Source organism: Pseudomonas sp. IPO3774, from assembly GCF_013386835.1.
Taxonomy (GTDB): domain Bacteria; phylum Pseudomonadota; class Gammaproteobacteria; order Pseudomonadales; family Pseudomonadaceae; genus Aquipseudomonas.
This window is the reverse complement of record NZ_JACAQY010000033.1, coordinates 385-10,778: the sequence shown is the minus strand read 5'-3', so window position 1 is coordinate 10,778 and position 10,394 is coordinate 385. Positions and strand designations below refer to the sequence as shown.

The 10,394-nt window shown below is 65.0% G+C and carries 8 protein-coding genes; 7 read left to right on the top strand and 1 reads right to left on the bottom strand.

Features of this window, described 5'->3' with window-relative positions; genetic code table 11:
* Nucleotides 1-38: 38 nt before the first annotated feature.
* Nucleotides 39-1,031, bottom strand: coding sequence for a P1 family peptidase (locus HYE77_RS18190; RefSeq protein WP_003218615.1), 993 nt, complete (start codon nucleotides 1,029-1,031; stop codon nucleotides 39-41).
* A gap of 306 nt (nucleotides 1,032-1,337) precedes the next feature.
* Between HYE77_RS18190 and HYE77_RS18185 the strand changes: the two genes are divergently transcribed.
* The 7 genes from HYE77_RS18185 (at nucleotide 1,338) to HYE77_RS18155 (ending at nucleotide 10,339) form a co-directional block, all read left to right on the top strand.
* Nucleotides 1,338-3,776: a TonB-dependent siderophore receptor gene (locus HYE77_RS18185; protein WP_177069089.1), complete on the top strand. Its 2,439-nt coding sequence runs from the start codon at nucleotides 1,338-1,340 to the stop codon at nucleotides 3,774-3,776.
* A gap of 58 nt (nucleotides 3,777-3,834) precedes the next feature.
* Nucleotides 3,835-5,172, top strand: coding sequence for an LLM class flavin-dependent oxidoreductase (locus tag HYE77_RS18180; protein ID WP_003218618.1), 1,338 nt, complete (start codon nucleotides 3,835-3,837; stop codon nucleotides 5,170-5,172).
* Nucleotides 5,169-6,086 (top strand): 5'/3'-nucleotidase SurE, encoded by a 918-nt coding sequence (locus HYE77_RS18175; protein WP_177069088.1) that lies wholly within the window; start codon nucleotides 5,169-5,171, stop codon nucleotides 6,084-6,086. The genes HYE77_RS18180 and HYE77_RS18175 overlap by 4 nt, the downstream gene beginning before the upstream one ends.
* The gene (locus tag HYE77_RS18170) at nucleotides 6,083-7,072 is read left to right on the top strand and encodes an LLM class flavin-dependent oxidoreductase (RefSeq protein ID WP_177069087.1); all 990 of its coding nucleotides are present in this window, start codon (nucleotides 6,083-6,085) and stop codon (nucleotides 7,070-7,072) included. The genes HYE77_RS18175 and HYE77_RS18170 overlap by 4 nt, the downstream gene beginning before the upstream one ends.
* Entirely contained in the window at nucleotides 7,069-8,055 is a 987-nt protein-coding gene (locus HYE77_RS18165) for an LLM class flavin-dependent oxidoreductase (RefSeq protein WP_177055655.1), read from the top strand. Before HYE77_RS18170 ends, HYE77_RS18165 begins: the two co-directional genes overlap by 4 nt.
* A gap of 159 nt (nucleotides 8,056-8,214) precedes the next feature.
* Nucleotides 8,215-9,207 carry an LLM class flavin-dependent oxidoreductase gene (locus HYE77_RS18160; protein WP_087695234.1) on the top strand — a complete coding sequence of 331 codons (993 nt, stop codon included), beginning with the start codon at nucleotides 8,215-8,217 and terminating at the stop codon, nucleotides 9,205-9,207.
* Nucleotides 9,197-10,339 (top strand): LLM class flavin-dependent oxidoreductase, encoded by a 1,143-nt coding sequence (locus HYE77_RS18155; RefSeq protein WP_177069086.1) that lies wholly within the window; start codon nucleotides 9,197-9,199, stop codon nucleotides 10,337-10,339. The genes HYE77_RS18160 and HYE77_RS18155 overlap by 11 nt, the downstream gene beginning before the upstream one ends.
* The last annotated feature ends 55 nt before the right edge of the window (nucleotides 10,340-10,394 follow it).

Sequence of the window (10,394 nt, the reverse complement as noted above, 5' to 3'; positions counted from 1 at the left end):
TCGCGGCGGCCCGCGGAGTAACGGATATACACCCCACCCTAACCCCGCGCAGCAAACACCCCCCGAGCAATCGACCGAGCCACACAATCAGCCGCCGCCGACCCAATCCGCCCAATCTCCACCTGCCGCCGAGGCCCATCCGCCACCTCCACTGCCCCCGAAGCCAACGCAAAAACCGTATCCCCATCAAACGGCAAATGCGCTGGCCGCACCGCCCGGGCAATCCCGTCCTGCGCCATGATCGCCACCCGCTTGCACTCCGCCACCGTCAACCGCGCCGTACTCGCCACCACCACCAGCGTGGTATTGGCCCCCGCTTGCAGACGCCCCATGGAATCCAGCCGCGACAACTCCGGCATCGGATCACTGCAATCCATCTCCGTCACCGGCCGCGCCCCGCCAAACTCCCCCGCCACCTCCCAGGGCCACGCCCAGAACGTCTCGCCATCCGGCATGTAGACCGAACCAATCGGGTTAGCCACCACCAACGCGGCAACCACCAACCCATCGCCCAAATCCAGGGACGCCGTCCCCAGCCCGCCTTTCAACACCCCCGCCATGGCCCCACGTCCGGCCCCGACAGATCCCAGCTCAAACTCCGGACCGGCATTGGCCAGCGCCTCAAACCCCAGCCGCCGGTAAGGTGGCTCCAGGCCCCAATCCTTGTCCCCGCCATTCGCCAAATCATGCAACACCGCCGCCGGCACGATAGGAATCGCCGGCGCACCCGGCTTCAAATGCAACCCCACCTGGTCCTGGGACAACTTCGCCGCCACCGCATCCGCCGCCGCCAGGCCAAACACCGAGCCACCGGCAAACACCAGCGCGTGCAGCTGGCCCACCATGTTCTCCGGCTCCAGCGCCGCGGTTTCGCGACCACCTGGGCCTCCACCGCGAATGTCGATACTGGCAGTCCAGAAACCATCCGGGCGGATCACCGTGACGCCGGTGTCGGCGTACAGGTCTGTGGCGTGGCCAACCTCCAGGCCGGGAATATCAGTGAGGGCGTTGCGCGGGCCAGGTCTAGGCATACAGAAAAGCTTCCTTGGGTTTAGGTATGGCGTGGGGAGAGCAAGGGGTGTGCCAAGGAGGCGCTCCCCCGGCCCAGCGTACGCTAGCAGCTTCGCGAAAAAATCCCCTGCACAAAAACCAACACCCTGCCCTCCCGCCTGTTAGAAAAACACCACCCGCCCCGCAACCCCTCCAACAACTCCTTGTTATCCAAGACTTTTCAGCGATGGCACAGCCTTTGCTCTCCTGCCTCCACCAGAGCTTGAACTTAACAAGCCGTCCTCGAACAAGGCCCGTTGCCTAACCACACTGGAGTGTTGCACATCATGAATCCATCACGCGCCGCAGGCCGCCGCCAACCCGGCAAGGCTTTCGCCCATACCCTGTTGTTCCTCGCCGTGTGCGAGGCCGTCAGCTACAGCAGCCTGATCCTCGCCGCCGACGCCCCGGCCAGCGATAACCCCCTGGACACCGTCGTGGTCATCGGCAACCGTGGCCAGGCCCGCACCCTGGCCGACAGCCCGGCGCCGGTGGACGTGATTTCTTCCAAGCAGTTGCTCGCCACCGGCCAGGGCGACCTGACCCGTGCCTTGAGCAAGGTGCTGCCGTCCCTCAACCAGCCGGCCTCGTCGGGCTTCGGTTCGACCTCGATCGTGCGCCCCATCAGCCTGCGCGGCTTGAACGGCGACCAGGTGCTGGTGCTGGTCAACGGCAAGCGCCGCCACAACAGCGCGCTGCTGAACAACGCCACCTCCCTCAACTCCGGCTCGCAACCGGTGGACCTGGACATGATCCCCACCGCCCTGGTGGATCACATCGAAGTCCTGCGTGACGGCGCCTCGGCGCAATACGGGTCGGACGCCATCGGCGGCGTGATCAACATCGTGCTCAAGCAAACCGACCACGGCGGCAGCTTGTCCACCACCTACGGCCAGAACTATGAAAACGGCGACGGCGAAACCGTGCGCCAAACCGGCAATGTCGGCCTGGCCCTGCCCAACGACGGTTTCATCAACCTCGCCCTGGACGTGAAGAAACAGGACGTCTCGGACCGTTCCGATGCGGCGCCGTACACCGACAGTGCCGGCAACACCAGCCAACGCCACACCTACTACGGCACCGGCTTGCCCGAGGCGAAGAACTTCAGCCTCGGCTACAACGCCGAGCTGCCGGTCGCCGACGCGCTGACCCTGTACTCGTTCTCGACCTACACCCACCGCAACTCGGAAAAGCCCCTGGCATTCCACCAGCCGCCGTCGTTCAACGGCATCCAGACCCCGTACCCGGAAGGTATCGAAGACAACCTGCGCTTCATCGAAGACGACTTCCAGGTGGCGTTTGGCGGCAAGGGCCAGGCCGCCGGCTGGGACTATGACCTGTCGAGCACCTACGGCCAGGACCATGCCCGGGCCACCCTCACCGACACCTACAACCTGAGCTACGGCCCGAACTCACCGACCTCGGTCGACACCGGCGTAAAAACCTTCAGCCAGTGGACCAACAACCTCGACCTGACCCGCGCCTTCGACCTCGGCCTGTACAAGCCGACGCAGATTTCCTGGGGCCTGGAACAGCGCTACGAAGACTACAAGATCGGCAAGGGTGACCTCGCCTCCTACGCCAGCGGGCCTTTCGACACCGGTGCCAACGGCGCGATCATTCCACCCGGGACCATTTCCGGTGCCGGTACCACCCCGGCCGACGCCGCCGAAAAAAGCCGCATCAGCCTCGCGGGCTACGGCGAGATCGGCCAGGACCTCACCGACAAATGGCACGTGGACCTGGCCGGGCGCTACGAGCACTACAACGACGGCTCGGGCACCACCACCAACGGCAAGTTCTCCACCCGCTACCAGCTGACCCCGATCCTGGCCTTGCGCGGCACCGTCAGCACCGGGTTCCGCGCACCGTCCCTGGCCCAGCAGATCTACAGCTCCACCTCGCAAACCAGCGTCAACGGGCAACTGTTCGACTACCGCAACGTGGCGGTGAACTCCGATGTGGCCAAGGCCCTGGGCGCGACCACCCTCAAGCCTGAAAAGTCGACCAACTACAGCATCGGGCTGACCCTGCAACCCACTGACAACACCAACATCACCCTGGATGCCTACCAGATCGTGATCAAGGACCGCATCGCCCAGACCGGTTACCTGGGCGGCACGCCGCAAATCAGCGCGATCCTCGCCGCCGCCGGGCTCAACCCGAACCAGGCGGTGACCTACTTCACCAACGCCCTCGACACCACCACCCGCGGCGTCGACCTGGTGGGCGACTACCGCCAGGACATCGGTGCCTATGGCAGCCTGAAATACAGCGCCGGCTTCAACTGGAACACCACCCAGATCGACTCGATCCACGCCTCGACCGTGGCCGCCCAGGCCCTCGGCCCGGACGGTGGCTATGACCGCCAGCGCCAGGGCAACCTCAAGTACGGCTTGCCGCAATCCAAGCTGCTGCTGGGCACCACCTGGACCTACGACAAGGTTGAAACCAGCCTCAACCTGACCCGCTACGGCTCCTACACCGAGTACGGCACCGCCGAGATCTACGACCGCAACTTCGCGCCGACCTGGATCACCGACCTGAACATCGACTACCACCTGACCAAGGCCGTGACCCTGAATGCGGGGGCCAACAACCTGTTCAACAAGTACCCGAAACGCACCGACCTGGTAAGCAGTTCCGGCGGCTTCCCGTACGGTACCTTTTCGCCTTACGGCACCACCGGTGGCTATTGGTACACCGGCGTGACGTACGCCTTCTGACCCAGCCCGCGGGGCCGGTTCGCCGGCCCTGCGCCTGACCTTTTGCGGGAGCCTGCCCATGACCCGACGTACCGATCAACTCAAGCTGGGGGCCTTCCTGGCCAACAGCGGCCACCATGTATCGGCCTGGCGCCATCCCCTGGCCCAGGCGGATGCCAGCCTGGATTTCGAGCACTTCAAACACATCGCGCAAACCGCCGAACGCGGCAAATTCGACGCCTTGTTCGTCGCCGACGTGGTCGCCCTGTGGGGCCATCATCATGACGCCCTCAGCCGCACTGCCCGCGCCGAACACTTCGAACCCTTGACCCTGATGGCCGCTTTAGCAGCCGTCACCAGCAACATCGGCCTGATCGCCACCGCCACCACCAGCTACAACGAGCCGTACCATATCGCCCGCAAGTTCGCCTCCCTCGATCATCTGTCCAAGGGGCGCGCCGCCTGGAACCTGGTGACCTCGGTGGTCTCGGATGAGGCCTGGAACTTCGGCCGCGAAACCCATATCGACCATGGCGACCGCTACCAGCGCGCCGAAGAATTCCACGATGTGGTCAAGGGCCTGTGGGACAGCTGGGACGACGACGCCTTCACCCGCGACAAGGCCAGCGGGGAGTATTTCGACCCGGCCAAACTGCACACCCTGAATCATCGCGGCGAACATTTTTCCGTGCGTGGCCCACTCAACGTCGCCCGCCCTCCACAGGGCCATCCGGTGCTGGTGCAGGCCGGTGCGTCGGAACCCGGCAAGGCCCTCGCCGCCCGCGTTGCCGAGCTGATTTTTGCGGTCAACCATGACCTGGCCGGCGCCCAGGCTTTCTATCAAGACATCAAGCAACGCGCCGCCGCCTTTGGCCGTGACCCCGACCACATCAAGATCCTGCCCGGTGTCACCCCGTTTATTGGCGAAACCCGCGAACAGGCCCAGGCGCTGTTCGAAGAGTTCCAGGCCCTGGTGGACCCGGTGCTGGGCCTGCGTTTCCTGGCCGACACCCTGGGCGATGACATCGACCTGTCGGGCTACGACCTCGACGGCCCGCTGCCGGAAACCCCGGTAGGCCAGCGCGGCAGCCGTCGCGACAAACTGCTGGAACTGGCCCGCAGCCAGAACCTGAGTATCCGCCAGCTGTACCTGCACCTGACCGCCGGCAACCCGATAATCGGCACCGCCGAAGACATTGCCGACTTCTTCGAGCAGTGGTTCGAAGCCCGTGCCTGTGACGGGTTTAACGTGTTCTTCCCGTACTTCCCGGGTGGCATCGACCTGTTCGTCGAGCAGGTGATTCCACTGCTGCAGCAACGCGGGCTGTTCCGCACCGAATACGAAGGCACCACCCTGCGGGAAAACCTCGGCCTGCCGCGCCCGGCCAATCGCTTTACCCAGGGAGTCACACCATGAAGCGCAGCGCATGGATGCTGGCAGTCGGCAGCCTGTTCGTCTCGAAGGCCTTTGCCCTGAACATTTTGCTGAGCAACGACGACGGTTATCAGCACCCCAATATTCGCGCCCTGTACACCGAGCTCAAGGCCCAGGGGCATACGGTGCGGATTGCCGCGCCGCAGGCCGACCAGAGCGCACGGGGCGGTGCGTTTTTCTTTGGTCGCGAAGTCACCGTTGGCCATGACGACGACCCGGCCTACCCCGACAGTTACTACATCAGCACCACTGAAAACGGCGTGTGCCAAAGCCCCGAATGCGCCGGCAAAGACGTGCAGATCGAGATCAGCGGTACGCCGGTGATGGCCTTGCTGATGGGCCTGAAAAAAGTCATGCCCCACCCCGACCTGGTGATCGTCGGCCCCAACCCCGGGAATAACCTGGGGGCGATCAACAGCGCTTCCGGCACGTTCAACGTCGCCAGTGTCGCGGTGCAGGCGGGCATTCCGGCGCTGGCGGTCAGCACCGATTTGAAGGAGGCAGACCCACAACGCGCGGCGCAACTGGTGGCGAAACTGGTCAATGCCCTGGACCAGCATCGCCAGCCCGACGGCGCGCTCTTGCCCAAGGGCCTGGGCCTGAATATCAACCTGCCAAAAGACTCAGAGATCAAGGGCGTGAAACTCACCCGCATCGGCAGCTACGTGGGCTTTGAAGCGGTGTACACCGACGACCTCAAGCAATTCAAGCTGCCGGGCAAACCCGGCATCGGCTTCCAGTACAGCCCCGCCGCCACCGCCGAGCAGCAGAAGCAGGATGAGGCGGTATGGCTCAACAAGGGTTACCTGACCATCAGCCCGTTCAGCGGCCTGCCTGAGTCGATCAATGCCGGCCCGGCGCTGCAAAAACAACTGGCCCGCGAGGTGCAGCCATGAGTTCGCGTTTTTCCCTGGGGTTTCTCAGCCGGGTCTACAGCCCCGGCTTCGAGCCCAAGGTCTACCGCGACACCGTGGAGTTATTCAAGGTCGCCGAAGAGCTGGGCTTTGACAGTGGCTGGGTGGCGCAGCACCACTTCGCCAGCGAAAACGGCCGCCTGCCCTCGCCCCTGGTATTGCTTGCCGCCATCGCCCAGCGCACCCGGCGGATCAGCCTGGGCACCGGGATTATCGTGTTGCCCCAGGAAGCGCCGCTGCGCCTGGCGGAAGACGCCTCGGTGCTGGACCTGTTGAGCAATGGCCGGCTGGAGCTGGGCCTGGGTGCGGGTTTTGATCCCGACACGTTCACCGCATTCGGTCGTGAGCCTGAGGCGCGCCACCGCGATTATGAGCAGCACCTGCAACAGTTGATCCATGCCCTGGGCAACGCCCCCCTGACCGACAGCGGCTCGCGCCTGTTGCCACGGACGGCCGGCCTTGGGCAGCGAATCTGGGAAGCCACCTCACGGGTGGAACGGGTGGCCGAGCGCGGCCACGGCCTGATCATGGCGCCCAACCCGCACCTGCCGCCCGAAGCCGGGGTAGAACTGGTCAAGCGCTATCGCAACGCCTGGACCGGTGACAACGGCACCCCGCCCCGTGTCACCCGGGTACAGGCGCTGATCCCGACCCCGGACGCCGCCACGCGCAACGATATCCAGGCCTACGTGCAACGCCAACAGAGCATCGGCGTGTACAAGGCGCCGGTGGATGATGATTTCGACGCCACCCTCAGGCGCCTCGGCATCCTGCACGGCCCGGTCGAGCAGATCATCGAGCAGTTGCAGCAAGGGCCGAGCCTGACGGCCAACGACCACCTGGTGCTGCAAGTACAGACCGCCAGCACCCCGCTGCGGGAGGCGATCCGTGCCCTGGAAATCATCCGCGAACAGATCGCCCCGGCCCTGGGCTGGCAACCGACACTGCCCCAAGGAACCCTGACATGAGCTTCAAACTGGGCTTTCTCAGCCACGCCTTTGGCGACGATCCACAGCAGGTCTACCGCGACCTGATCGAACAATTCGAAGTCGCCGAGGCCCTCGGTTTCGACGGTGGCTGGATTGCCCAGCACCACCTGAGCAACGGCTTTGGCCGGCTGCCGTCACCGCTGGTACTGCTGGCGGCGGTGGCCGAGCGAACCCGGCATATCGAACTGGGCACCGGGGTGATCGTGCTGCCTTTCGAAGACCCGATCCGCCTGGCGGAAGACGCCAGTGTGCTCGATGCCCTCAGCGGCGGCCGGGTGCAATTGGGCCTGGGCAGCGGCGGCGCCAACCTCGACAATTTCAGCGCGTTTGGCCGTGATGCCGTGCAACGCCAGGTCGATTTCAGCGAACACCAGCAGCAGGTCCAGCAGTTACTCGACGGCGAGGCATTGACGCCCCACAGCGCGCTGACCCTGCAACCGCCAGCAACCGGCTTGAGCAGCCGCTTGTGGCACTCCCACGGCAGCCTCGAAGGCGCGGCATACACCGCCAGCCAGGGCAACGGCTTGCTGCTGGGCACCGCCACCCACGATCCGCTGACGGTGCAAAAACCCCTGGCCGATGCCTACTTGAATGCCTGGACCCGCACCGATCGCCCACCGAGAATCGGCGTGGTGCGGGCAATTTTCCCGGCAGCGGATCGCGCCAGTGCCCAAGCGGAACTGGCGGTGGATATCGAGCGCCACATCCCGCGCCTGCAACGCGAAGGTCTGATTGATCAAGCCGTGGACCTGCAGGAGCACCTGCGCCTGATGAACGTGCACCACGGCCATCCCGACGAAGTGATCGCCAGCCTGCAACAGGACCCGTCCCTGCTGCCCTATGCTGACTACGTGATCGCCGTGGTCCAGGCCGAAAGCTCGACCCAGGCGCAGATCCTCAAGCGCCTGGAAATCATCGCCCGGGACATCGCCCCGGCCCTCGGATGGCGAGGACGAGAGTAGGATGATCAAACGCCCTGAAAGCGTCAGCTCCCGTAGCAGCTGTCGAGTGAAACGAGGCTGCGTAGCGGTGTGCCAGATACACCGCGAACGCAGCCTCGCCGGGGCTCGACAGCTGCTACGACGACGCGTGATGCTGATGCCAAACTATGGAGCCCGTGTATGCCCCTTGAATTCAGTTGGTTGATGCCCCTCTGTACCCCCGACTGGGCGGCGCGGCCGGGGCAGTGGATCCAGCTGGCCCAGGCGGTGGAATACGCCGGCATCGACGGCCTGTGGATCCCCGGCGGCGCGCTGTGTGCCGACAGCCTCGGTGTGGCGGCGGCGTTGTGCGCCCACACCCGACGGGTGCAATTGTCGGTGAGCGTACCGCCGGAAGTCATGCTGCCGGCGGCCCTGGCCACCACCCTGCAAAGCCTGCAATCGATCAGCAGCCACCGGGTGCGCCTGCACTTGCCCGACGGCGAACAAGGCAGCCTGCGCAGTGCGTTTGGCGAATGGCTGAACCGCGACCAGCGCAGCGAACGCATCGGCGAATACCTGGAGATTCTCCAACAACTGCTGGCACCGAATGACGGCGGCCTGGATTATCAAGGCCGCTATTTCCAACTGGAAAACGCCGGCGTCGCCCGCCGCGAACTGCCCGCGCCGCCACTGGTGCTGGACGACAGCCAAAGCCACGCGCTGGTGGCCGGCCACGCCCAGGTCTGCCTGTTGCGGCCTGGGCATCCGCAGTGGCTGGCCCAGGAAATACAACGCTGGCGCCAGCTTCAGCCGGGCCTGGCCTTTGCCTGTACCTTCGGCCTGGTCATCGGCGACAGCGAGGACCTGGCCTGGGAAACCGCCGCCGCCCTGCTGCCGACCCAGGACCTGCCCAACCACCGCATCGCCACCGTGCCCCGCGACCGTCACCCGTTGCGCCAGTGGGAGATCCACCCGAACCTGCTGCAACTGCACCCTGGCCAACCGTTGATCCTGGTGGGCACGCCCCGCCAAATCGCCACGCGCCTGCAGGAACTGCACGGCCTGGGCCTTGGCCACATCATCCTGCAGGGCGGCCCGGCGGTCGGCGAAGTGCTGCGCTTTGGTGAACAGATCCTGCCGCTGCTTTTTCAACACGGCCTGCGCAAGGAGCGCCTGCACCATGAACACTGAGGTTCGCCCCCCGATCCAGCTCGACTGGTTCCTGCCCACCAATGGCGACGGTCGCCACCTCACCAGCAGCGGCCTGCCCAAGGTCGGGCTGTTCCAGCAAGGCGAACGTGCCCCCACCCTCGATTACCTGCGCCAGATCGTGCGGGCTACCGAACAGGCCGGGTTCGACGGGATCATGGTGCCCACCGCCAGCGGTTTCGAGGATCCGTGGCTGATTACCGCGGTGCTGGCCCAGGAGGTGCGGCGGCTTAAATTCCTCCTGACGTTGCGACCAGGCATGGAGCTGCCGGCCTATACCGCCCACCGTGCGGCGACCTTGCAATTGCTCAGCGAGAATCGCCTGGCGTTGCATGTGGTGACGGGGTCCAGCCGTTTTGAGCAGCGTTCGTTGGGGGACTTTCTCGAACACGATGAGCGTTACGCGCGTACTGCGGAGTTTTTGCAGGTGTTCCAGGCGGTGTGGGCTGGCAAGCAGCCGGCGCATCCGGGGCGCTACTACCGCAGTGGGATCAACACGCCGGTGGCGCCTGAGGCCGAGGTGCCGGCGATCTATTTTGGGGGTGCCTCCGAGGCTGCCGAGCAGGTGGGGGCTGCCCATGGGCAGACGTACCTGATGTGGTGTGAGCCGCCGGCGATGATTGCCGAGCGGGTGCTGCGGATGCGTGAGTTGGCCGCGATGCAGGGGCGGACGTTGCGCTTTGGGTTGCGCTTGCACATCTTTGCCGATCGCACTGACGAGGCGGCCTGGGCGCATGTGGAGCGGCTGTTGGAGGAGATACCCAAGGACGCCATTGACCAGGCGCAGCGGCAGATGGCCAAGTATGAATCGGTGGGGCAGAGTCGCCAGACCGAGTTGATGAAAGGCCGTGGGCGTGGGGCGCGGGAGCTGGAGGTTTCGGCCAACCTCTGGGCCGGTGTGGGCCTGGTACGGGGCGGGGCCGGGACCGCGCTGGTGGGGAGTTATGAGCGGGTGGCGGAGCGGATCGAGGAGTATCACCAGCTTGGGGTGGACAGCTTTATTCTCTCGGGGTTTCCGCATCTGGAAGAGTCGATTCATGTGGGGGCGGAGGTGTTGCCTTTGTTGCGCAGGATTGGGGCTTCGGGGAGGGATGTTGAGGTGGGTCGGGGTTGATTGAGTACATATCCGTTTCTTCGGTTATGGCTGATATTGGTTCCGCTCTTACAGC